Genomic DNA, 23,396 nt, shown 5'->3' on the forward strand with positions numbered 1-23,396 from the left:
CGGCGGGGACGCAGCACGTCCGTAGGGAGTCATGGCGCCCGGGATCCCCCTTGATGCCGAGCTCGGTCCGACCACGTCCGCGCTGACGCGGCCGCGGCCCCGTCCAGCATAGACACGCATCACATCGCGGTCCGACGGTGACGGGCGCATGACCATGTGCTCATCCCCCGTTCACTGCACAGCTTGTGCACAGCGTTGTCCACAGGTGTGGAAACCCTGGGACCACGCCTCGGGCCCACGTGGGGAAACACCGGCGTTGCCGCAAGTCAGCGTGGGCTGTGCACATCCCCGCCGTGTGTGGACAACCCTGTGTGGAAGTGGGCGCGCCCGTCGTCACGACGATCTGGCGACCACGCACCTGAACGGGACATGACGAATGCCCGGGGGTCCCGTCCGATGAACGGGACCCCCGGGCGCTGCACGCTGCCCCCGGAGAACGACGGGTGTCAGGAGGCCTTGTCGTAGCCGTGGTCGGCCAACCACTGCTTGGCGGCATCCGCGGGGTTCTGCTGCTCGTCACCGCTGACCTTGCGGTTGAGGTCGATCAGGTCCTGCGTGGTGAGCTTGGGGGAGAACTGGTTGAGCGCGTCCACCGCCTCCTTGGGCAGCCGGTCCGGGGCGGTGAGCGGCAGCACCTGCTGGGCGATGAAGTTGTTCTTGGGGTCCTCCAGCACCACGAGCTTCTCGTCCTGGATGGCAGGCGTGGTGGTGAAGATGTCCGCCACCTGGGCATCGCCCTTCGTCAGCGCCTGCACGGTCAGGGGCCCGCCGCCGTCGTTGATGGGCTGGAAGGACTTGAAGGAGCAGTCGTACTTCTGCTTGAGCCCGCTCGTGCCGTAGGAGCGCTCCTGGAACTCCGGCGGCCCGGCCATGACCAGCTCGCCGCACGAGGAGGAGAGGTCCGCCACGGTCTTCAGGCCGTACTTGTCCGCGGTGGCCTGCGTGACCACCAGGGCGTCCTTGTCCTCGGCCTTGGAGGCGTCAAGCACAGAAAGGTCCTGGCTCTTGAGCGCGTCCGGCAGGGCCTTCATGATCTCCCCGGAGGAGGCCGCCTCGGCCTTCTTGTCCGCGAACAGCAGCAGGTTGCCGGAGTAGTCCGGGACCACGTCCACGGAGCCGTCCTTGACCGCGCCCACGTAGGCCTCACGCGCGCCGATTCCCGGCTTGGTCTCCACCTTCACACCGGCGTCCCGCAGCACCCCGGCGTAGAGCTCCGCCACGATCTGCGACTCCGGGAAGTCCGCCGAGCCCACGGTGACGGTGTCCGAGGACCCGCCCGAGGCGTCGTCGTTCTTGTCCGCGAGGGGGTCCGAACCGCCGCCGCACGCGGTGAGCGCGAACAGGGCGGTGGAGGCCACCGCGGCGAACGCCGCGGGGCGCCACCGGGTGCGGGGGGATGAGGACTGCGGTGTCATGGACGATCTCCTGTCGATCTGAGGCCGGGCGACGTCACCAGGCGTTGTGCGAGAGCGAGGACTGCGTCCGCGGCCAGGGCGAGCACGGCCACGAGAACCACGGCCGCGAGCATGCGCGAGTAGTCACGCACCGCGAGCCCGTCGATGAGGTAGCGGCCCAGGCCGCCCAGGTTGATGTAGGCCACGATGGTCACGGTGGCCAGCACCTGCAGCGCCGCGTTGCGGATCCCGCCCAGGATCACGGGCAGGGCCACGGGGATCTCCACGCGGAACAGGGTCTGGGACTCGGTCATCCCCATGGCACGCGCCGCGTCCACGAGGGCGGGTGAGACCGCGGCGATCCCCGAGTAGGTCCCGGAGAGGATCGGCGGGATGGCCAGCAGCACGAGCGCCAGGATGGGCGGCATCAGCCCCAGGCCCATGAGCAGCGTGAACAGCGTGAGCAGACCCAGGGTGGGCAGCGAGCGCAGGGCACCGGCCAGGCCCACGACCACTCCCCCGCCGCGCCCGGTGTGACCCACCCACAGGCCCAGGGGCACCGCGATCACCAGGGCGATCGCCATGGTCAGCACGCTGTAGCCCACGTGTTCGAGCAGGCGCTGGGGGATGCCCGTGGCACCGGTCCAGTGGGCGGGATCGGTGAGGAACTGCGCGGCCTCGGCGAACAGGCTCATGCGGACGCACCCCCCGACTCCACAGTGGCCAGGGCGCCGGCGGCACCGCGAGCGCCCCCCGTGTCCGCGCCGTCCCCGGTGTCGTCGCGACGCCGCGCGCTCGCGTGCGGCGCGGCGGTGCCGGTGCGCTGCCAGCGGGTCATGGTGTGGCCGAGCAGGCGCAGCAGCTGGTCCAGCACCACGGCGATGACCACGGTGGCCACGATGCCCACCACGATCTCCGCGACGATCGAGCGCCGCAGCCCGTCCGTGAACAGCGTGCCCAGGGACTGGATGCCGATCACCGCTCCCACCGAGACCATGGAGATGTTGGAGACGGTGGCCACGCGCAGTCCGGCGATCATCACGGGCACGGCCAGGGGCAGCTCCACCCCGAAGAAGCGGCGGGCGGGTTTGTACCCCATGGCGGTGGCGGCCTGCAGCACGTCCCGGTCCAGGGACTCGAACGCGTCCACGCACGAGCGCACCAGGATGGCGATCACGTAGAGGGTCAGCGCCACGATCACGTTGCTCACCGCGGTGATGCGTGTGCCCAGGATCAGCGGCAGTACCACGAACAGTGTGAGCGAGGGGATCGTGTAGAGCAGCGAGGACCCCGTGACGAACAGGGGCCGGAGCCACCGGTTCCCCGCCGCCAGCCGTGCCAGCGGCACACTGATCAGCAGGCCGATGACCACGGGGACCACGGACTGCATCAGATGGGCTCCCGCGAGCTCCAGGACCGCGGGCCAGTTGTTCGTCAGCCAGTTCACGCCTGCTCCGCCCCGTGGTGACGGGTGGCGCGCTGCTCCTCGATGGCCCGCATCACGTCCTCGCCGGGTACCACACCGGCCACGGAGCCGTCCTCGTGGACGGCCACGGCCTGACCCGAGGGCGAGGACAGCGCGGCGTCGAGCGCGGTGCGCAGGGAGTCGCCCTCGTGCCACAGGGTGCCGCCCACGCGCAGTTCCTCACGCCCCGCGGCCTCCCCTCCCGAGCGCACGGGCAGCCACCCCAGGGGGTGGCGGCGTTCGTCCACCGCGAGCACCCAGTCTGACGACGCCGCCGCGCCCGTTCCCTGCCACGGTGCCGGGTTCTCGCTGCCCGGGCCCACCACGGTGCGCTCGCCGGTGTCCGCGGCGAGCACGGTGACGGGTTGCAGCGCCACGGCGGCGTTCTCGAAGCTCAGGGAGCGGAACCCGCGGTCCCGGCCGATGAAGTCCGCCACGAAGTCGTCCGCCGGGGCCCGCAGCAGCTCCTCGGGCGTCGCGTACTGGGCCAGCCTGCCACCGCGGGCGAAGACCGCAACGCGGTTGCCCAGCAGGATGGCCTCGTCGATGTCGTGGGTCACGAAGATGATGGTGCGGTGCAGCCGCTTCTGCAGGTCCAGCAGCTCGTGCTGCAGGTCCTGGCGCACCACGGGGTCCACGGCGGAGAAGGGCTCGTCCATGAGCAGGACGGGCGGATCCGCCGCGAGCGCCCGGGCCACGCCCACGCGCTGCTGCTGACCACCGGAGAGCTGTGCGGGGTACCGGGTGGCGAGCGACTCGTCCAGACCCACCGAACCGAGCAGCTCACGGGCGTTCGCGCGGGACTCCTTCTTGGAGACCCCGTTCAGGCGCGGGACGGTGGCGATGTTGTCCTCCACAGTCTTGTGGGGCAGCAGACCGGACTGCTGCATCACGTAGCCCATGGAGCGGCGCAGCTGGGCGGCCGGGATGCTGGAGACGTCCTGTCCGTTGACCTCCACCACACCGGAGGTGGGATCCACCATGCGGTTGAGCATGCGCAGGGACGTGGTCTTGCCGCAGCCGGAAGGACCGACGAACACCGTGAGAGAACCCGAGGGAACGTCCAGGTCCAGGTTGTCCACCGCAGTGGTGCCGTCCGGATAGACCTTGCTCACTCCGCGGTAGCGGATGGCCATCTCGGTCATGGGGTCCGTGTCCCTTCGTAGGCGTTGCACCATCCTAGCCACCCGCAACAGCAGGGGAACGAACTATTCCGCTCGGGCCGGACCGTCCAATGGTATGTGACTCCCGCCACCCGGAGCTGCGTCCGGGGCCGGATCGACCGATGCGTCGGCGGCATCCCGGCCCGCGGGGGTGTCCGTGCCGACGGATCCTCGGCTGGTGCGTCCCCGGGCGGCCTCGGGGCCGGGCGCCAGGTACTGCTCCGGGATCCGCTGCGCACCCGCCACGTCCGCAAGCAGGTGGCGGTCGATGGGCACTCCCCGGCGCAGCACGCTGATCCCGCCACCGGGTTCGTGCAGCACGCAGGCCACTTCCCCGTAGGACCGCACCCCCGCGCGGCGCAGGGCTCCGTGCAGCTCGGACCGGGTGATGTGAGCGCGCTGCAGGGCCTGCTCGTCCACGTCCGCACCGACCATCAGGATCCGCGCGGGAGCATTGAACAGTCGCTGCCACCGCGGCCGGGCTCCCAGCCGCCCAAACACCGCCTCCAGGAGGAACAGGACGGCGAGTCCCAGCACACCGCTCGCGAGAGTGGGCGGGTGGCCCAGGATCACGCGCCCGGCCACCGCTCCCAGCATCACGGTGACCACTACGTCGAACGTGGACATGGCCGTGAGGATCCGCTGGCCGAGCAGGCGCACGAACACCAGGAACGTCAGGTAGATCCCCACGGCCGAGAGCACCACGGCCGCGGCGTGCGGGAACGAGATCCCCAGCTCTCCCGCCAGTTCGTCCCATCCGTTCACGCGCCGCTCCTGCCCTCGAGGCAAACCTTTCGTCCAGGAGGAACGCTACCGAGCGGCGTCGTGGTCCCGGCCGTTCGCGGCGAACTGGGTGTCGTGCAGCTCCGCGTAGCGACCGCCACGCGCGAGCAGCTCGGTGTGGGAACCGCGCTCCACGATCCGCCCGGCCTCGATCACCAGGATCTGGTCCGCCTGCCGGATGGTGGAGAGCCGGTGGGCGATCACCACCGCCGTGCGCCCGGACATCGCCTCGTCCAGGGCGGCCTGCACGTGCGCCTCGTTGGTGGAGTCCAGCGCGGACGTGGCCTCGTCCAGGATCACCACGCGAGGGCGTGCGAGGAGCAGGCGGGCAATGGTGAGCCGCTGCCGCTCACCGCCCGAGAGCCGGTAGCCGCGCTCCCCCACCACGGTGTCCAGACCGTCCGGCAGGGACGCGATCACGTGCCGCAGCCGGGATCGGTCCAGGGCGTCCCACAGGTCCGCGTCCGTGACACCCTCGCGCGCCACGCTCAGGTTGGCGCGGATGGTGTCGTGGAAGAGGTGCCCGTCCTGCATGACCATGCCCACCGTGTGGCGCAGGGACTCGAAGGTGGTGTCACGGACGTCCTGCCCGCCGATGCTCACTTCACCGGAGTCCACGTCGTACAGTCGCGCGACCAGCTGAGCGATCGTGGACTTGCCCGCCCCGGAGGAACCCACCAGGGCCACCGTGTGGCCGGGGGCCGCACGGAAGCTGACGTCGTGCAGCACCTCTTCGCCACCGCGGGAGTCCAGCACCGCGACGTCCTCCAGGGAGGCGAGCGAGACCTTCTCCGCCGACGGGTAGGAGAAGTTCACGTGGTCGAACTCCACCGCCACGGGCCCCTCGGGCAGCGCACGGGCGGTGGCGCGCTCCGCGATCAGCGGTTTGATGTCCAGGACCTCGAACACGCGCTCGAAGCTCACGATGGCGCTCATGATGTCCATGTGGGCGTTGGCGAGCATGGTCAACGGGGTGTACAGCCTGGTCAGAAGCATTCCCAGGGCCACCACGGAACCGGCGTCCAAGTGGCCCAGGATGGCCTGGGCGCCGCCCACGCCGTACACCAGTGCCAGTGCCAGGGCCGAGACCAGGGTCAGTGCCGTCACGAAGGTGGTCTGCAGCATGGTGGCCCGGATGCCGATCCCGCGGACGTCGTCCGCGCGGGCCGCGAACTCCCGGGACTCCTCCACGGGGTCGCTGTAGAGCTTCACCAGGGTGGCGCCGCCGGCGGAGAACCGCTCGGTCATGCGCGTGGACATCTGCGCGTTGTACTGCGCGGACTGGCGCTGCAGCGCGGCCAGCTTGCCACCCATCGCGCGCGCGGGGATCAGGAAGATGGGCAGCAGCAGCAGGGACAGCACCGTCACCTGCCACGAGATGGTGACCATCACGCCCACGGTGAGCAGCAGGGACACCAGGTTGGAGACCACGCCGGACAGCGTCCCGGCGAAGGCGCGCTGCGCTCCGATCACGTCCGTGTTGAGCCGGGACACCAGGGCGCCGGTGCGGGTGCGCGTGAAGAACGCCAGGGGCATGGTCTGCACGTGGTCGTACACCGCGGTGCGCAGGTCGTAGATGAGCCCTTCGCCGATGCGCGAGGACTGCAGCCGGCTCAGCAGGGACAGCCCGGCGTCCGCGACGGCCACCACGGCGATGGCGACGGCCAGCCACACCACCACGGAGACGTCGTGGCCACCGGTGATCGCGTTGACCACGCGGCCCGCCAGGACGGGGGTCACGACCCCCAGCACCGCCAGCACCACGGACACCAGGACGAACGCGGTGATGGCCCCTCGGTGGGGTCGCGCGAACGTGGCGATCCGCCGCACGGTCCGGCCGCTGATCTTGCGGCCCTTGTTGTCCTGCCCCTTCATGGTCCGCCACATGGCCATGTGGGCGCTCTGCATGCTCACGCGGCCACTGTAGACCTGCGTTCCGACGCCATGGACCGGCGGGGCCGGGGCGGGTCAGGGGATCAGGCGGAGCAGTCCAGTCCCAGGACGCTGCGTGCCGAGCTGCCGCAGTTGAGAGCGCGCCCGATCTCCCGCAGCTGCCCCACCTGTTCGCTGCTCAACCGGTCGAAGACGATCTCGCGGACGTGACGGACGTGCGCCGGAGCCGCTTCCCTCACGCGGTCCATTCCGGCGGGGGTGATCTCCGCGATCACCACGCGGCGGTCGTCCTGCCGGCCCTCGCGGGTGACCAGCCCGTCCCGCTCCATGCGCGCCACGATGCGCGAGAGCCTGGACTGGGAGGTGTTGGTGGCGGTGGCCAGCGCCGACATCCGGTGCCGGTGGTCGGGCGCCTCGGACAGCATGGCGAGCACCAGGTACTCGGCCAGGGACATGCCCTCTTCGCTACGCAGCTGCCCCTCCACGGACCCGGGCAACCTGAACATGATCGAGACGAGGGCCAGCCACGCCTCCCGCTCGTCCTCCGACAGCCACTTCGTGTCACTCATGCGCCCGAGTGTAGTGAGCATATATTGCCGCGGCAAATATTTCCGATTCGCCCGAGACCCCGGCATCAGCGGAGCGCTGGGCCAGCGCCGTTTACCGCACTGGTGTGCCCGCCCGGGCGGGCACACCACCGCCACACGGTGCCCGCCCCACCTGATGTCGGGCCGCTCGCCTGCTCCATAATGAGGAACATGGACTCCCTCGCCACCTGGCCCGCGCCCCTGACCGTCGACGACCGGGGTTTCGACGCCGCCGCCATGCGCCAGCTGGGCCGTGCGCCGTCGTCCGGGCGGCCGAGCGCGGACGCGACGGCCGAGGGCGCCCCGGGGCCCGCAGCGCCCTCGAAACCGTCTCTGCGCGAGAGGCTCACGGCGTCGCTGCTGCTCGTGATTCCGGTGGTCTCCGCGGCCGTGGTGGTGCTGAGCGCCCTGCGCTACGCGGACACCCACAACGGCCTGTGGCTGGGGGTCATCGCCGTGGTCCTGGTGCTCGCGGCGCTCTCGTGGGTGACCATGCTGCGTCGTTCGTTCGCGAAGGCCCAGGGGCACCTGGCGGCGCGGCTGCCGGGCGTGATCGGCTACGGCGTGGGGATCGTGCGGGAGCTGGACGTGGCGTCCCCGTTCGACGAGAACGGCGTCTCGGACACCGTGACCGCGCACCTGACCCTGCGGGTGAACCCCACGCAGGGACCGGCGTTCACCGGGACCGTGGACGCGGTCTACCGCACCGCGGACGCCGAGAAGCTCGAGGTGGGATCCCACGGCCCGGTGCGCTACCTGCGTTCGGACCCGGAGGCCACGGTGAGCATCGAGACCCGTCTCGCCGATGAGAAGGTGCAGCAGATCTACCGCGCCGCCGCCATGAACTGACGGTCCACCGGGGTTCGAGGCGGGTCACGTCCAGGGGAGCGACGGCCCGCGTCTCAACGTCGAGCGGTGGGCGCCCAGGGTGTCTCCGGCGGTGTATGACCGCAGGGCTCAGGACGCGGAACGCTCCCGCTCCGTGGCCGGTGCGGCCGCGCGGACGGCGGAGGAGCCGCCCTTCGTGGCGGCCGGGGTGCTCGAGGCCGAGCGAGCGGACACGGAACGCGGGGCACTCGCGGGGGAGACGACGTCGTGCTGCTCGGTGTCCGTCTCCGGCTCCACGACCACGCGGGTGCCGGTATCGCGAGCGCGGGACGGCGAGTCCTCGATGGCGGTGATGCTCACAGCCATGACGTTGAGGGCGATCCCCAGCAGGGCGAGAATCCAGCCGAGCACGGCCACGGAGCCCGTGGCCAGCAGCAGCCCGATCACCACCAGGGCCAGGGACGTGAGATATGCGGGGGTCTTCGCGCGCCGGAAGTTGAACTGCATGTGTCCATTTCATCATGCTTCCCCGGCTGCTCGGCCCCGGTGGGAAGCCCGCCGTGGGACTTCACCCAGAACTTAACGGGTTGTCAGAACCGCCCGCCACGCAGTTGACTAGTCGGTAGTTGTCAACGAAAGGATTCAGCGAGATGCCCAGGAACCAGACCCTTCAGCTCAACGACGGAAACACCATCCCCCAGCTCGGCTTCGGCGTGTGGCAGGTGGACGCGGACGTCGCCGAGGACGTGGTGAGCCAGGCGCTGAAGATCGGCTACCGCCACATCGACACCGCCAAGATCTACGGCAACGAGGAGGGCGTGGGGCGCGCGATCGCCAACAGCGGCATCCCGCGCGAGGAGCTGTTCATCACCACCAAGCTGTGGAACGACGACCAGGGCTACGAGTCCACCCTCGAGGCCATGGACAAGTCCCTGGAGCGTCTCGGCCTGGACTACGTGGACCTGTACCTCATCCACTGGTCGCAGCCGGAGAACGGTAAGTACCTGGACACCTGGAAGGCGTTCCAGGAGATCAAGGCCTCCGGCAAGGCACGCTCCATCGGCGTCTCCAACTTCACGGAGAAGGCACTGCAGGACGTTCTGGACACCGGCACGGTTCCGGCCGCGCACCAGATCGAGCTGCACCCCTACTTCAACCAGCAGCGGATGCGGGACATGGATGCCCAGCACGACATCGTGACCGAGGCCTGGTCCCCCCTGGGCCAGGGCAAGGCGGACCTGCAGGACGAGACCATCGGCAGGATTGCGGAGGCCCACGGCGCCACCCCGGCACAGGTGATCATCGCGTGGCACCTGGCCATCGGCAACGTGGTGTTCCCCAAGTCCGTGACTCCGGAGCGCATCCAGGAGAACTGGGACGCCCAGGACGTCACCCTCTCCCCGGAGGAGATCGAGCAGATCACCGGGCTGACCCGGGACGACGGTCGCATCGGCCCGGATCCCGCGGACTTCAACGACTGATCACGCCCGGAACCGCCTGACCGGATCCGCGGCAACGCCCCCGGGCGCCTCGCACCAGGTGCCCGGGGGCGTTCCCATGGCGAGTCGAAGATCAGTTCGCCGGCCGTCCGGGTGCATCATGGTGAGTTATGAGTCACAACACCCCGGGTGACGGCCCCATCAGCGGCGCGCCGGTCAGCCCCAACACGAACGTGGACCCGCACAACCCCGCGGGCAGGAAAACCTTCTTCGGCCAGCCAGGCATGCTGGCCAACCTCTTCTCCGTGGAGATGTGGGAGCGCTTCTCCTTCTACGGCATGCAGGCCCTGGTCCTGTTCTACATGTACTACTCGGTCTCGGACGGCGGCCTCGGCATTGATGAGGGCGTGGCGGCGGGCATCGTGGGCGCCTACGGCGGCACCGTGTACCTGTGCTCCATCCTGGGCGGCTGGGTCGCGGACCGGTTGCTCGGTTCCGAGCGCACCATGCTCGCCTCGGCCGTGCTCATCATGCTCGGCCACATCGCCCTGGCGCTGATCCCCGGGGTTGCCGGCCTGACCGTCGGTCTACTGTGCATCGCCGTGGGCTCCGGCGGCCTCAAGACCACGTGCGTGAGCCTCGTGGGCACCCTCTACGAGCGTGAGGACCCCCGCCGCGACGCCGGTTTCTCCATCTACTACATGGGCGTGAACATCGGCGCCTTCTTCGGCCCGCTGCTCACCGGCTTCGCATGGGGCACGTGGGGCTTCCACTTCGGATTCGGCATCGCGGCCATCTTCATGGCCTTCGGCCTGGTCCAGTACCTCCTCACCCGCAAGGGCCTGCCCGACAGCGTGCACACGGTGGCCAACCGACTCCCCCGCTCGCAGTACGGCAAGTGGATCGGGATCGCCGTGGCCTTCATCGCGGTCGTCCTGGTCCTGCTGTTCACGGGCATCCTGAACCCGGGCAACCTGTCCGACGCGGTGATCCTGGTGGTCGTGGTGGCCGCCATCCTGCTGTTCACCATCATGCTGCGGGACAAGGGCCTCTCGGCGGACGAGCACTCCCGTGTGGTGGCGTTCATCCCGCTGTTCATCGCCACCGCGGCATTCTTCGCGCTCTTCCAGCAGCAGTTCACCGTCCTGGCCATCTACGCGGACACCCGCCTGAAGCTCGACATCCTCGGTTTCGCCTTCAAACCGTCCGTCGTGCAGTCCATCAACCCCGTGTTCATCATCCTGCTGGGCATGGTCTTCGCGGCCGCATGGACCAAGCTGGGCACCCGGCAGCCGAGCACACCCGTGAAGTTCGGCATCGCGCTGCTGCTGATCGGCGTGGCGTTCCTGCTGTTCATCACCCAGGCCCAGACGGCGTCCGTGTTCATCGGCTGGATCGTGCTCGTGCTGTTCTTCGCCACCCTGGGCGAGCTGTTCCTGTCCCCCGTGGGCCTGTCGCTGGCCACCAAGCTCGCCCCGCGCAAGTTCCCGGTGCAGATGGTCGCCCTGTACAACCTGTCCGTCGCCCTGGGCACCGCCCTGTCCGGCTCCCTCGCCGAGTTCTACTCCCGCGAGAACGAGGTCGGCTACTTCGGCACGATGGGCGCCATCACCATCGTGCTCGGCATCGTCATGCTCCTCGTCGCCAAGCCCATCCTCAAGCTCATGCGCGGCATTCGCTGAGGCCATCCGCTCATGGGCGCGCGCCCCGTACCCGCCCCGGGTGCGGGGCGCGTCGTCGTTCGGACGGGCGCGGCGACGACGCCGCGGCGCCCCGAGCGGCATTGGCCACCGCACCTACCCCGCATCCCTTAGGGTTGCCTGTACGAATGAGCCGCGAGTCACAGTTCATGTCCGAGGACCGGAGGACAGTGCGCGGCCGCACGAGGTCGACACCCGGAGGACGAGATGAGCGATTCAACGACATCGCACGGTGCCACAGCGGCATCGGCGGCGAAGGGCGGGGGCACCGCCCCCGCGGACCCGAGCGCCGGGGGCAACGACTCCTCCGGACAGAGCCATGAACTCAAGCGCGTGATGGGCCCGGGACTGCTCCTGCTGTTCATCGTGGGCGACATCCTGGGCACCGGCGTGTACGCCCTGACCGGCAACATCGCCGGTGAGATCGGCGGCGCGGCGTGGGCTCCCATCCTCGTGGCGTTCGTGGTGGCCACCATCACCGCGTTCTCCTACCTGGAGCTCGTGACCAAGTACCCCGGGGCCTCCGGTGCGGCGCTCTACACCCACAAGGCCTTCGGCATCCACTTCCTGACCTTCCTGGTGACCTTCGCCGTGCTGTGCTCCGGTTTGACCTCCGCGGCCACCGCCTCCAGCACCGTGGCGGCGAACTTCGCCAAGGGGTTCCACCTGGACATGAGCCCCCTGGGGATCACCGTGGTGGCCGTGACCTTCATGGCCCTGCTGGCCCTGATCAACCTGCGCGGGGTGTCCGAGTCCGTGAAGCTCAACGTGGTCCTCACGATCATCGAGCTCACCGGCCTGCTGATCGTGATCCTCGTGGGGTTCTGGGCCGCGGCCCAGGGCAATGCGGACTTCAGCCGCACCGTGGTGTTCGAGACCTCCGACGACAAGGGCATGTTCATGGCCCTGACCGCCGTGACCTCTCTGGCGTTCTTCTCCTTCGTGGGCTTCGAGGACTCCGTGAACATGGTGGAGGAGACCAAGGACCCCACCCGAAACTTCCCCCGCGTGATGCTGATCGGGCTGTGCATCACGGGTGTCATCTACGTCCTGGTGTCCCTGTTCACCGTGGCGATCGTGCCGATCGGTGAACTGGGCGAGTCCACCACGCCGCTGCTGGACGTGGTGAAGATCGGTGCGCCGGGCGTGCCCATCGACACCATCTACCCGTTCCTCACCATCTTCGCCGTGGCCAACACCGCGCTGATCAACATGCTCATGGCCTCCCGCCTGCTGTACGGCATGGCGAAGCAGGGTGTGATCCCCGGCGTGCTGGGCAAGGTCCTCCCCGGCCGGCGCACCCCGTGGGCCGCCATCATCTCCACCACCCTGCTGGGCATGGTGCTGATCGTGCTGGTGAACAACGCCATGGGCAAGAGCACCGCGTCCGCCCTCGGCGGCACCACCGCGCTGCTGCTGCTCGGGGTGTTCACCGTGGTCAACGTGGCCGCCATCATCCTGCGCCGTGACCGCTCGCAGGAGGACCACAAGTACTTCCACGCCCCGCGCGTGCTGCCCTACCTGGGCGCCCTCACGTGCGCGTTCCTGCTGGGTCCGTGGGCCCAGGACACCATCGAGTACCAGATCGCCCTGGTCCTGATCGCCCTGGGCGTGGTGCTGTGGCTCGTGAACTTCCTCTACGCCCGCCTGTTCACCGGGCGCCGGACCCGCTTCCAGCACCCCGAGGACATCGCCCACCTCGAGGACGTGGACCGCTGAGGTCCCCCTCCCACCCCCACATCCACTGCCACACGGACCCGGAGACCCCATGAACATCGTTGTCGGATACCTGCCCACACCCGCCGGCCGCGCCGCCCTGCGCGCCGCCATGGCAGAGGCCTCCCTGCGCTCGGCAGGCCTCACCGTGGTCCAGGGGCACCAGAACAAGCGCTGGGGCCGCCACACCGACTCCGAGGAGACCGACGCCGCAATCCAGGAGGACCGTGCGGCCCTCGACGCCAGCGGCCTGTCCTACGAGCTGGTCCCCGTGGCCGACGACGCCGATCCCGCGGACATCATCCTGGACGTCACCGACCGTGAGCACACCCAGCTGCTGGTCATCGGCACCCGCAAGCGCACGCCGGTGGGCAAGCTGATCATGGCCCCCACCACGCAGCGCCTGCTGCTCGAGGCCGGGTGTCCGGTGCTGTGCGTCAAGGCGGGGTACGGCGTCGACTGATCCGGCGACGTCGCCCGCCGCAGGTGCACCCGCGGGCATCTCTGCATGAACCCGAGCACGACGACGGGCCGGACCTCTCGAGGTCCGGCCCGTCGTTCGTGTTCGGGGGGTCGTGTTGGGGAGGGATGGGGTCAGGCCGCGCGGTCCGAGTGCTGGTCGTGCCGAGCCGTTCCCCTAAGCGGCGCCTCGCGAGCGACGGAGGACCCGGAGCCCTCGGCGCGTGCGGCAGCGGTGGGCCCCGTCGCCCCACGGGGTGCAGGGGCTCTGAGCGTCACACCGGCCTGGCGCCACGAGAAACCGAATGCCAGTGCCGGCACCACCGTGTTGGCCACGCTGGCACCCGCCATGACGCCGGCCCAGGCCACGGGCAGCGCGGCGAGGACGTCCAGGGGGTAGTGCGCCCCGGAGTACATCCGGGCGGCTCCCACGGCCACCACACCGAGGGTGCCCCAGAGCAGGACGGAACGACGGGTCCGGGCGCCGGAGGCCACGAGGCTCAGTCCCAGGACGATCGCGACCAGGGCGCCGGTGTGCGAGGACGGGAAGGACATGGACCCGGTGACCGCGCCCAGGGGATCCCCCGAGACCGTGGGTCGGGGGCGTTCCACGGCCAGTTTCACGATCCCCACGGCAGCCCATCCGGACAGCGCGGTGATGCCGAAGCCGGCCGCGTCCAGGGGGCGGCGTCGGATCACGGCCAGCCAGCCGATGACGGCGGCAATGATCAGGACGGCCGCGCCGTTGGACAGTGCGATCTGCACCACCGTGGCGAGAACGTCCAGGAGGGCATTGCGGTGCTGGGAGAGCCCCTCGAGCAACGCGGTCTCCCCGTCGGTGATCCGCGGTGACAACACCAGCAGACGACCGATTGTCGCCGTCACGAGCACCGCGACCAGAGGAACGGCCACGCGGTGACGCAACTGCGGCAAGTGCCACGGGGACCCGCCCGGCGAGGGGGAAGTGTACTGCGCCGGATTGGTCATGTCCCAATGGTGACACGAGACACCGAACGAATCCTGAAACGGGCGTGTCGTGGGGGAGGTGGCGCGCGTAAGCGTGCGTTTCACGTGAAACAGTAACTGCAATTACAACGTAAAACGGATGCATAGCTGCACAGCTATATGTTTAATCATACGAATGGACAGGGATGCACCGCGATTCGCCTCCGCCCTGCGCACCGCGCCGCGCAGCGTGCCCGGATTCAGCCCCTTCCGTACGTCACTCGAACGATGACTACACTCGGGCTCCAACAAGCATTCGAGAAGGGAAGAGACAATGACGTCCTCGCCCCCCGCCCCGGACTCCGACCTCCAGTCCCCCTCGGGCGGCGGCCACCTCCCCGACACCGCGGCCCCGGGGTCACAGGCGGCGCTGCGACGGGCCAACCGTCGTCGTGTCGTGGACACCGTGCGCTCCCAGGGAGCCGTGACCCAGGCGCGAATCGCCCGGGAGACGGCCCTGGCGCCGTCGACGGTCTCCTCGATCGTCAAGGAGCTCACGGCCTGCGACCTGCTCGCCGTGGAGCCCGATCACGGGGGGCGGCGCGGTCAGCGAGTGCGGTTCAGTGCGAGCGCGGGCTACCTGGTGGGCGTGGACGTGGGCCATCGTCACGTGGAGGTGGCGCTGGCGGACCTGAACCTGGAGATCCGCGCTCGGCGCCGTTCCGAGCTGCCCGCGGGCCACCGGGCCCAGGACGTGCTGGCCGAGGTGCGTGAGACCTGCTCGGATCTGCGGGCCTCCCTGGGCATCGCGCCCGACCGCGTCCTGCACGCCGGCCTGACGCTGCCCGCGCCGGTGGACGCGCAGCGTCGGGCACTGGACTCGGATGCGATCCTCCCGCGCTGGGCGGGCACCGACGTCCGGGCCCTGGCGGCACGGCTGCTCGACTGTCCCGTGGTGGTGGAGAACGACGCCAATGCGGGTGCCGTGAGCGAGCACGCCCTCGGGGCGGGCCGCGGGGTCGCGGACATGGCCTACCTGAAGGTCGCCCACGGGGTGGGCGCCGGTCTGATCCTGGGTGGCCGGCTGTACCGCGGGGCGAGCGGGTCGGCCGGCGAGATCGGGCACATCACGCTCGACGAGGGCGCGGGACTGTGCCGCTGCGGCAACCGGGGGTGCCTGGAGACCTTCGTCTGCGCACCGGCGGTGCTGGATCTGGTGCGGACCTCGGGGCAGCACGCGGGCACGGTGGCCGACGTGGTGGCCACGGCCCTGCAGGGGGACCCCGGGTGCCGCAGGGTCGTCGCGGACACCGGGCGGGTGCTCGGCAGCGCCGTGGCCCAGCTGTGCAACCTGCTCAACCCGGAACTCGTGGTGCTGGGTGGTGAGCTGGGGCAGGCCGGGGACCTCGTGCTCGATCCCATGATGGAGGCCGTGGACCGGTACTCCCTGCACGGCGACACACGGCTGCGGATCGTCCCGTCCGAACTGGGCGCCGGCGCGCACCTCATGGGCGCACTGATTTTGGCCCGGAGCGAGAGCTCGCTGCCGGTGTGAGGGGCGCCCGCGTCGGTGCCCGTCCTCACCCGCCTCCCAGCGCCGCGGAACTCCGCTCACGTGAACCGGCCGGACCGCTCCCCCCATGCCCGGTGTCGGATCACGCGCAGCGGGCTGCAGCGTGGAGTTCTGTCAGCACGCAACACCGGATCCCGGGGTGAAGCGTCCGGGTCTGTCGGACACGCGAACCCCGGCATGTCATGACATGCCGAGGTGTTGTGTTCAACTCATGGACATTTTGTGACGCGAGTCCTAGTCTTGGGTCACTGTCCTTCCCCGGCAGCCCGCCAGACCTGCCCCCGGCAGTTCTCCCACCCCGCCGCGGCGGGCGTTTTCCGGTCCTGAATCCCGGAACAGCGGCGCGTTCTCGGGCGCGGGACCGTCCGAGCGTTGAATTTCTGTACAGCAAGGGAGCTGCGGGATGAGCCATCCGGCGCAAGCAGACTCACCGGAGCGTCACCAGACGAACACCGGTGCAGTCGTTCGAATCACCACCGTGGCCGCGTTCGGCGGCCTCCTCTTCGGCTACGACTCCGCCGTGATCAACGGCGCGGTCTCCTCCATCCAGTCCACGTTCGACGTGGGCCCGGGGCCCCTCGGCTTCGCGGTTGCGGCCGCCCTGCTGGGTGCCGCGGTGGGTGCGTTCTTCGGCTCCCGGATCGCGGACCGCGCGGGACGCATCCCCATCATGAAGATCGCGGCCGTGCTGTTCCTGGTCTCCGCGATCGGCTGCGGACTCACGCAGTCCATCGAGTGGCTCATCGTCTGGCGCGTGGTGGGTGGCATCGGCGTGGGCGTGGCCTCCGTGATCGCCCCCGCCTACATCGCAGAGGTCTCTCCCGCGCACCTGCGTGGCCGCCTGGGGTCGCTGCAGCAGATGGGCATCGTGCTCGGCATCTTCCTGTCCCTGCTGGTGGACGCCCTGTTGGCCAACTGGGCCGGCGGTGCCGCCAATGAGCTCTGGTTCGGCCTGGCCGCCTGGCGCTGGATGTTCCTGATCATGGCCCTGCCGGCCGTGCTGTACGGCATCGGCTCGTTCCTGATCCCCGAGTCCCCCCGCTTCCTGGTCTCCGCGGGCCGCGAGGACGAGGCTCGCGCGGTCCTCTCCCGCATCCACGGCGATGCGGCCGTGGATGGTCGTGTGGACAGGATCCGCACCACGGTCAACAACGAGCGCAAGCCCCGTTTCTCCGATCTGCGCGGTTCCATGGCGGGCCTCAAGCCCGTGATGTGGGTGGGCATCGGCCTGGCCGCCCTGCAGCAGTTCGTGGGCATCAACGTGATCTTCTACTACTCCAACGTCCTGTGGGAGTCCGTGGGCTTCAAGGAGTCCGATTCCTTCGCCATCTCCGTGGCCACCTCCGTGGTCAACGTGGCGGTGACCGTCGTGGCCATCTTCCTGGTGGACAGGATCGGGCGCCGTCCGCTGCTGCTCGTGGGTTCCGCGGGCATGGCCCTGTCCCTGGGCGTCATGGCCGTGGTGTTCGCCACCGCCAGCAAGGTCATGGTGGACGGGCAGCTCACCCCGGACCTCGGCCCCGTGGCCGGCCCCGTGGCCCTGATCGCCGCCAACCTGTTCGTGGTGTTCTTCGGCGTCTCCTGGGGCCCGCTCATGTGGGTGCTGCTCGGCGAGATGTTCCCCAACCACATCCGCGGTGCCGCCCTGGCCGTTGCCGGCGCGGTGCAGTGGATCGCCAACTGGGCCGTGACCGTCACGTTCCCGTCCCTGTCCAACTACTCGCTGGGTCTGACCTACGGCATCTACGCGTTCTTCGCCCTGGTGTCCCTGATCTTCACCGTCAAGATGGTGCGGGAGACCAACAACGTGGAGCTCGAGGACATGCACGACTGAGCACCCGCACGTCACTGCGCCCCGGCTCGCGGCCCACACCGCGCCGGGGCGCCGTCGTGCGCGGGGTCCCGTCCGCGATCGGGCACCCCGGGCTCCGGGCGTCCCCTGCTTCGGAGCCGGGGTGGTGGGATGACGCGGTGGCGTCCCCGTGACCCGTGCGTCCCGGATGCTGGACGCATTGCGGGGGCGGGACCTACGGTCGGGTATTTTCGAGACACCTGTGCAGGCATCCGGGTGCCGGGGCCCGGATCGACCCCCTGTTTTCGACGGCGAAAAGAGACTCCCATGACCCAGCAGACCGCCACCACAGCTCCGGGACGCAAGTCCGCGGGCCACGTGATCGTCGACTCCCTCGCGGCCCACGGCGTGGAGCGCGCCTACGTGGTCCCCGGGGAGAGCTACCTGGACGTCCTGGACGGGCTCCACGGCTCCCCCATCGACACCGTGGTGTGCCGCCAGGAGGGCGGCGCCGCCTACATGGCGGAGGCGGACGGGAAGATGAACGAGGTCCCGGGTGTGGCCATGGTGACCCGCGGACCGGGTGCCGCGAACGCCCACGTGGGTCTGCACACCGCGTGGCAGGACTCCACACCGATGGTGCTGTTCGTGGGACTGATCCCCTTCGAGCACCGGGAGAAGGAGGCCTTCCAGGAATTCGACCCGCACCAGTGGTTCGCCTCGGGCGCCAAGCGGGTGATGGTGCTCGACCACGCGGAACGGGCCTCCGAGTATGTCGCCGAGGCCATGTTCGCGGCACGTTCGGGGCGCCCCGGGCCGGTGGTGGTGGGACTGCCCGAGGACGTCATCACCCGCGAGATCGAGGCCACCCTCCACCCGGTGATCCCCGTGGCCGGCGGCGGCATGACCATGGACGACCGACAGGCCCTCGAGGCCGCGCTGCGGCAGTCCCGCAAGCCGCTGTTCGTCTTCGGCGGCAACGACTGGACCGTGGTGGGCGCCGAGCGCTTCACCCAGTGGCTCGAGGAGCACCACATCCCGGCCGCGGCGGAGTGGCGGTGCGAGGGCACGGTGCCTTTCGGTTCGCCGTCCTACGTGGGGCCGATCGGCTACGGGCGCCCCAAGCCCACCGTGGACCTGCTGGACGAGACCGACCTGCTGGTGTTCGTGGGAACGGTTCCCGGGGACGTGATCACCAACGGCTTCCTGGTGCGCCAGGACTGGTCCAAGAAGAACTTCATCGTGACCATGGATCCCTCCATGCGGGGACGTTCCGGCGCGGTCACCTACCAGATCGTGGCCAAGCCGGACATCTTCGTGCGGGACCTGGTGCAGCTGGACCTGCCGGTCAAGGACAGCTGGAAGGACTGGTGCCACCGGATGCGGCGGCAGCAGGAGGAGTTCTCCGCCCCTCAGCCGCTGCCCGAGCAGGACGGTCCGGCCACCATGGACACCATGATGGCGGCCCTGGTCGATTCTCTGCCGGACGACGCCATGGTCACGTTCGGCGCGGGCGAGCACACCAACTGGGCGCACCGGTACTTCCCCACGAACGGCTACGCCTCCATGATCTCCGCGCGCAACGGATCCATGGGATATTCGATCCCCTCCGCCGTGGCCGCGTCCCTGAACTTCCCCGACCGCAGGATCGTCTCCATCGCCGGGGACGGCGAGTTCCTCATGAACGGCCAGGAGCTGGCCACCGCCGCGCAGTACGGCGCCACGCCGCTGGCGATCGTGATGGACAACCAGGAGTACGGCACCATCCGCACCCACCAGGAGCACCAGTACCCGGGGCACGTGTCCGGGACACAGCTGAGAAACCCTGATTTCGCGGCCATGGCGGCGGCCTTCCACGGTTTCGGGGTGCGCGTGGAGCGGGAGTCGCAGATCCCCGACGCCCTGGAGCAGGCCTGCGCGGCCATCGACCGGGATCACACGTTCGCGCTCATCCACCTGATCGTGGAGCAGCGCAGAAAAGCATACTGAGCAGAACATACTCACTGGCCGGAAGGCGGTACGACGACGCCGCGGCGCCCTCCCCGGGGAGGCACCGCGGCGTCGTCGGCCACTGCCGCCGCCGTGCGGTGCCCCGCCTCTCCCGGTGCCGTCAGCGCAGGGGGTGCTCGGCCTGGTCCCGGTGCATGCGGCCGAGGAGCACGGCGAGGACCCCGAGCGAGGGGGTCAGCACCGCGACCGTCCAGAAGATGACGGCGGGCGGCAGCAGCTGCGAGACGGGGCCGGCCACCGCCATGGAGACGGGCATGAGCAGCAGCGACACGAAGAAGTCCAGGGACGAGATGCGGCCCAGCATGTGCCCGGGGACCCGGCGCTGCAGCAGTGTTCCCCAGATCACCTGACCCGCCCCGCCCGTGGCACCGAAGATGCACAGGGCCAGGGCCATGACCCACCACGAGTGGGTCATGCCCACCAGCCCGAAGGGCAGGGTGCCGAACCCCCACAGCCAGACCATGGTGGTGAGGTACTTCCTGGGCAGCTGGAAGGACGCCATGATGCTGGAGCCCACGGCCGTGGAGATGCCGTAGAGGCCCAGCATGGCGCCGTAGCCGGCCACCGTGCCCCCCAGCCGCTCCACCAGGAGGAACGGCACGAGCACCTCGAGGGGTCCGATGAACAGGAAGATCGCGCTCATGGCCCACAGCAGGGTCCACAGCAGCCAGGGAGTGCGCAGGCAGTAGCGGAACCCCTCGAGCATGTCGCGGAGCATGGTCGGGCGGGGGGCGGCGTCGTCCGTGGCTCCCCGGGGGTCCTCCCGTTCGGGAAGCCGCAGCCGCAGCATGAATGCGAGGGCCACGGCATGGCACACCGCGATGGCGAGCACGGAGGCCCCCGGAAACGTCAGACCGGCCAGGATGCCGCCCACGGCGGGGCCGGCCGCCAGCTGGAGCAGCGGCCGCGCCGTGCCCTCCACACCGTTGGCGGCCAGCAGCTGGCCGGGAGGCAGGATCCTGGGCAGCGCCGCGGAGTACGCGGGATAGAAGAAGCCCACGGCGCCGGAGAACACGAACGCGGCGGCGCCCAGGTGCCAGAGCGCGAGGGTGCCCGTCACGGTGAGGGCCACGATGCTCAGCGCGGTGACCAGGTTGGCCACCTCCACACACCGCAGGATCACGTTCAACCGGAACCGGTCCGCCGCCACCCCGCCGAGCAGCACGAAGATGACCATGCCCACGGCGCCGACCGCCGTGACCAGGGAGAGGTCCACCGCGGAGCCACCCAGGGCCATGACCCGTGCCACCAGCGCCACGGCCCACAGCCCGGAACCGAACACGCTCACGCACATGGCCAGCGCGAGCACGGTGTACGCGCGCGAGGCGAACGGCATGAGGGCCCGGGGGAGTTTCACCGTCACAGGCTATCGGCCGCCCGCGCCACCGCGAGCGCGGGGTCCGCCGCGGATCGTGCCGGCCCGCGCGCCGTCGGTCGGGACGTGCGCGCGCACCACCCCCGCGCGGCGGCCCCTCGGGCACGTGTGTTCAGCAAGGTGTCGCTCCGGTGCACACCACCCGCGCGCGGCGGCCCCGAACCGCGTGATCCGCGGTCGGCCGGGGGCTGCACACCGGCCACCCGCACGCGAGGGACGCACAGTCCGTGATCCACGTCTCCTCGTGACGTACCGTGGGAACCCGGGAGGCTGCGGCCCTCCCTGTCCCCGGCCTCCGCTCCCCTGCCCCGGAGTCCGTGGCCCGCACGAAGAAGTCCAGCACGAAGGAGTGCCCATGCGCGCAACCCATGTCCCCGAAACCGGAACCGTGCTCGTCAAGCAGTGGCCGGATCCCCGGGCCACCAGGGAGGGGGAGTTCGTGGTCAAGCTGGTCGCCGCCTCCGTGTGCGGTTCGGACCTGCACTCGGCGCTGCACGGCACCATGAACGAACGCGGTCCCCAGCTCGCGGGATACCCGGGCCACGAGGGCGTGGGCGTGGTGACCGAGTCCCGGTCGCAGAAGTTCCCGGAGGGCACGGCGGTGCTGTGCGTTCCCCCGGGACAGATCGGCGGGACGTTCGCGGAGTACATGCTCCTCGACGACCTCCATGCCGTGGCCCTGCCGCCCGAGGTGGATCCCGGGGACCTCACCCAGATGCGCCGCTACATGATGGCGCAGCAGATGGGCACCTGCATCTACGCGATGAACCTCTACTGGCCCACCGAGGTGCCCGCCCGCACGGCCGGGACGTGCGTGATCATAGGAGCGGGTTCCGCCGGACTCTTCTTCCTGCAGGACGCCCTGCGCCGCGGGTTCGAGCAGGTGATCGTCTCGGACAAGGAGGAGTCCCGGCTCCGGATCGCCCGTGAGCTGGGTGCCCGCACGGTGCACGTCCCGGACGAGAGCCTGCCCGCCGTGGTCTCGGAGCTCACGGGCAACGTGGGCGCGGACCTCGTGATCGAGGCGGTGGGATCGGATGCGCTGCGGGCCGAGGCGGTGGAGATCGTGGCGGACCGCGGCATCGTGGGGTGGTTCGGCCTGTACGAGAGTTTCGACCCCGCACCCATCCCCCTGTACCAGGTCTTCCGGAAGTCGGTGCGGCTGCAGGCCTCGATCGCGGCCCAGTCCGAACCGGGTCTGGTCTCCTTCCACGAGGCCGTGCGTCGCATCCACGAGGGAGAGGTGGAGGTGGACTACTGCCTGGGCTCCGTCCACCCGCTCGAGGAGACGCTCGAGGTCCTGCGGCTCGCGGAGCGCGGCGGGGACGGGACCGTGAAGTTCACGATCGTCCCCTGAGCATCCTGAGCGCTCAGTCGCGACCGGTGCTCGGCCCCTCCTGGGGGTCCCTGTTGCGCAGGCTCGTGATGATCTGGATCCCCACCGGGATCAGGGACAGCACCACGATGCCGATGGCGATCAGGTCCACGTGATCGCGGATCAGCGGGATCCCGCCCAGGAGGGATCCCGCCACCACCATGATGGTGACCCACAGGAAACCGCCCAGGACGTTCCACCCCACGAACTCGCGGTACGGGTGGCGCGCGGCACCGGCCACCAGCGGCACGTAGGTGCGCACGATGGGGACGAAGCGGGCCAGCACGATGGACCTGCCGCCGTACTTCCGGAAGAAGTCCTCGGTCTGGTCCAGGTAGGAGGTCTTCAGGAACCGCGCGTCGTCCTTGAAGAAGCGCCGCCCGAACCGGTGGCCCAGGTAGTACCCCACCTGGTCGCCGGCCACCGCGGCGATGAACGGCACCAGGATCATGAGCCACAGGGGGACGTGCAACGCCTGGTGCAGCAGACCGCCCGTGAACAGCAGGGAGTCCCCCGGCAGGAACGGGAACAGCAGTCCGGACTCCACGAAGACCATGAGAGTCATCCCCGCGAGCGCCCACGGGCCGAGTTGTTCGAGCAGCTGGGCGGGATCCCCCAGCGGGAGCAGCTGCGGGGCGAGGAACCCGGCCGTGTGGATCACTTCTGGCGTCATGGTGTCCCAGTATGCCTTCCGAAGGTCTCCGCCGCGGCATCCCGCCCGCGCCCGACGACGCCCTGTTGCCACGCCACGCCGCGGCGCCACCCGCACCGGGTGGCCCGGCGAGCGCAAGGCCGTGCGCCGGCTGGGTGTCCCCCGGCAACTGCCCGTTCCCGGCCTGTCGCGCACCGCCCCGGGCTCCGGACGTCCCTGGGATGTCTCCGTGCAGTGGTCGGCGCGG

Annotated in this window: 20 protein-coding genes; 9 read left to right on the top strand and 11 right to left on the bottom strand. The window is 69.9% G+C overall.

From position 1 onward, the window contains the following. Positions 1–446 precede the first annotated feature (446 nt). The 7 genes from C1C97_RS07825 to C1C97_RS07855 form a co-directional block, all read right to left on the bottom strand. Positions 447–1,415: an ABC transporter substrate-binding protein gene (locus C1C97_RS07825; protein ID WP_121031058.1), complete on the bottom strand. Its 969-nt coding sequence runs from the start codon at positions 1,413–1,415 to the stop codon at positions 447–449. Continuing rightward, positions 1,412–2,089: an ABC transporter permease gene (locus C1C97_RS07830; RefSeq protein ID WP_110919522.1), complete on the bottom strand. Its 678-nt coding sequence runs from the start codon at positions 2,087–2,089 to the stop codon at positions 1,412–1,414. Before C1C97_RS07830 ends, C1C97_RS07825 begins: the two co-directional genes overlap by 4 nt. After that, entirely contained in the window at positions 2,086–2,841 is a 756-nt protein-coding gene (locus tag C1C97_RS07835) for an ABC transporter permease (protein ID WP_121031060.1), read from the bottom strand. The genes C1C97_RS07830 and C1C97_RS07835 overlap by 4 nt, the downstream gene beginning before the upstream one ends. Next, a complete protein-coding gene (locus C1C97_RS07840) occupies positions 2,838–4,004 on the bottom strand; it encodes an ABC transporter ATP-binding protein (protein WP_110919520.1) in 1,167 nt (388 codons plus the stop codon). Before C1C97_RS07840 ends, C1C97_RS07835 begins: the two co-directional genes overlap by 4 nt. A 63-nt stretch (positions 4,005–4,067) precedes the next feature. Next, positions 4,068–4,787, bottom strand: coding sequence for a DUF421 domain-containing protein (locus C1C97_RS07845; RefSeq protein ID WP_158591140.1), 720 nt, complete (start codon positions 4,785–4,787; stop codon positions 4,068–4,070). Positions 4,788–4,832: 45 nt separating this feature from the next. After that, complete coding sequence (locus C1C97_RS07850; protein WP_407657266.1) at positions 4,833–6,680, bottom strand: ABC transporter ATP-binding protein; 1,848 nt, start codon at positions 6,678–6,680, stop codon at positions 4,833–4,835. Between the two features lie 101 nt (positions 6,681–6,781). Continuing rightward, the gene (locus tag C1C97_RS07855; RefSeq protein WP_110919538.1) at positions 6,782–7,267 is read right to left on the bottom strand and encodes a MarR family winged helix-turn-helix transcriptional regulator; all 486 of its coding nucleotides are present in this window, start codon (positions 7,265–7,267) and stop codon (positions 6,782–6,784) included. Between the two features lie 189 nt (positions 7,268–7,456). Between C1C97_RS07855 and C1C97_RS07860 the strand changes: the two genes are divergently transcribed. Then, positions 7,457–8,134 (top strand): hypothetical protein, encoded by a 678-nt coding sequence (locus C1C97_RS07860; RefSeq protein WP_233542818.1) that lies wholly within the window; start codon positions 7,457–7,459, stop codon positions 8,132–8,134. A gap of 108 nt (positions 8,135–8,242) precedes the next feature. Here C1C97_RS07860 and C1C97_RS07865 read toward each other — a convergent pair whose 3' ends face one another. Continuing rightward, on the bottom strand, positions 8,243–8,620 hold the full coding sequence (locus C1C97_RS07865) for a hypothetical protein (RefSeq protein WP_121031066.1): 378 nt from the start codon (positions 8,618–8,620) through the stop codon (positions 8,243–8,245). Between the two features lie 143 nt (positions 8,621–8,763). On the opposite strand from C1C97_RS07865, the gene C1C97_RS07870 reads away from it, so the two are divergent. From C1C97_RS07870 to C1C97_RS07885, 4 genes are all read left to right on the top strand, one after another. Next, on the top strand, positions 8,764–9,594 hold the full coding sequence (locus tag C1C97_RS07870) for an aldo/keto reductase (RefSeq protein ID WP_121031068.1): 831 nt from the start codon (positions 8,764–8,766) through the stop codon (positions 9,592–9,594). A gap of 128 nt (positions 9,595–9,722) precedes the next feature. Then, positions 9,723–11,234: a peptide MFS transporter gene (locus tag C1C97_RS07875; RefSeq protein ID WP_233542819.1), complete on the top strand. Its 1,512-nt coding sequence runs from the start codon at positions 9,723–9,725 to the stop codon at positions 11,232–11,234. Between the two features lie 225 nt (positions 11,235–11,459). Continuing rightward, positions 11,460–12,971: an APC family permease gene (locus C1C97_RS07880; RefSeq protein ID WP_121031070.1), complete on the top strand. Its 1,512-nt coding sequence runs from the start codon at positions 11,460–11,462 to the stop codon at positions 12,969–12,971. Between the two features lie 49 nt (positions 12,972–13,020). After that, positions 13,021–13,431 carry a universal stress protein gene (locus tag C1C97_RS07885; RefSeq protein ID WP_121031072.1) on the top strand — a complete coding sequence of 137 codons (411 nt, stop codon included), beginning with the start codon at positions 13,021–13,023 and terminating at the stop codon, positions 13,429–13,431. Between the two features lie 131 nt (positions 13,432–13,562). On the opposite strand, the gene C1C97_RS07890 is transcribed toward C1C97_RS07885, so the two are convergent. Next, on the bottom strand, positions 13,563–14,339 hold the full coding sequence (locus C1C97_RS07890; protein ID WP_233542820.1) for a phosphatase PAP2 family protein: 777 nt from the start codon (positions 14,337–14,339) through the stop codon (positions 13,563–13,565). Between the two features lie 367 nt (positions 14,340–14,706). Between C1C97_RS07890 and C1C97_RS07895 the strand changes: the two genes are divergently transcribed. The 3 genes from C1C97_RS07895 (at position 14,707) to C1C97_RS07905 (ending at position 19,726) form a co-directional block, all read left to right on the top strand. After that, entirely contained in the window at positions 14,707–15,927 is a 1,221-nt protein-coding gene (locus C1C97_RS07895) for an ROK family transcriptional regulator (RefSeq protein ID WP_110919182.1), read from the top strand. A 421-nt stretch (positions 15,928–16,348) separates the two neighbouring features. Further along, the gene (locus tag C1C97_RS07900) at positions 16,349–17,779 is read left to right on the top strand and encodes a sugar porter family MFS transporter (protein WP_121031074.1); all 1,431 of its coding nucleotides are present in this window, start codon (positions 16,349–16,351) and stop codon (positions 17,777–17,779) included. Between the two features lie 285 nt (positions 17,780–18,064). Continuing rightward, the gene (locus C1C97_RS07905) at positions 18,065–19,726 is read left to right on the top strand and encodes a thiamine pyrophosphate-dependent enzyme (RefSeq protein WP_121031076.1); all 1,662 of its coding nucleotides are present in this window, start codon (positions 18,065–18,067) and stop codon (positions 19,724–19,726) included. Between the two features lie 121 nt (positions 19,727–19,847). Here the strand turns inward: C1C97_RS07905 and C1C97_RS07910 are convergent, their stop codons facing one another. Beyond that, positions 19,848–21,104 (bottom strand): MFS transporter, encoded by a 1,257-nt coding sequence (locus C1C97_RS07910; protein ID WP_121031456.1) that lies wholly within the window; start codon positions 21,102–21,104, stop codon positions 19,848–19,850. Positions 21,105–21,477: 373 nt separating this feature from the next. Between C1C97_RS07910 and C1C97_RS07915 the strand changes: the two genes are divergently transcribed. Then, complete coding sequence (locus C1C97_RS07915) at positions 21,478–22,479, top strand: zinc-binding dehydrogenase (RefSeq protein ID WP_121031077.1); 1,002 nt, start codon at positions 21,478–21,480, stop codon at positions 22,477–22,479. A gap of 13 nt (positions 22,480–22,492) precedes the next feature. Here C1C97_RS07915 and C1C97_RS07920 read toward each other — a convergent pair whose 3' ends face one another. Continuing rightward, positions 22,493–23,170 (bottom strand): DedA family protein, encoded by a 678-nt coding sequence (locus C1C97_RS07920; protein WP_110919186.1) that lies wholly within the window; start codon positions 23,168–23,170, stop codon positions 22,493–22,495. Positions 23,171–23,396 lie beyond the last annotated feature (226 nt).

It is taken from the genome of Kocuria tytonis (assembly GCF_003226895.2).
Classification (GTDB): Bacteria; Actinomycetota; Actinomycetes; order Actinomycetales; family Micrococcaceae; genus Kocuria; species Kocuria tytonis.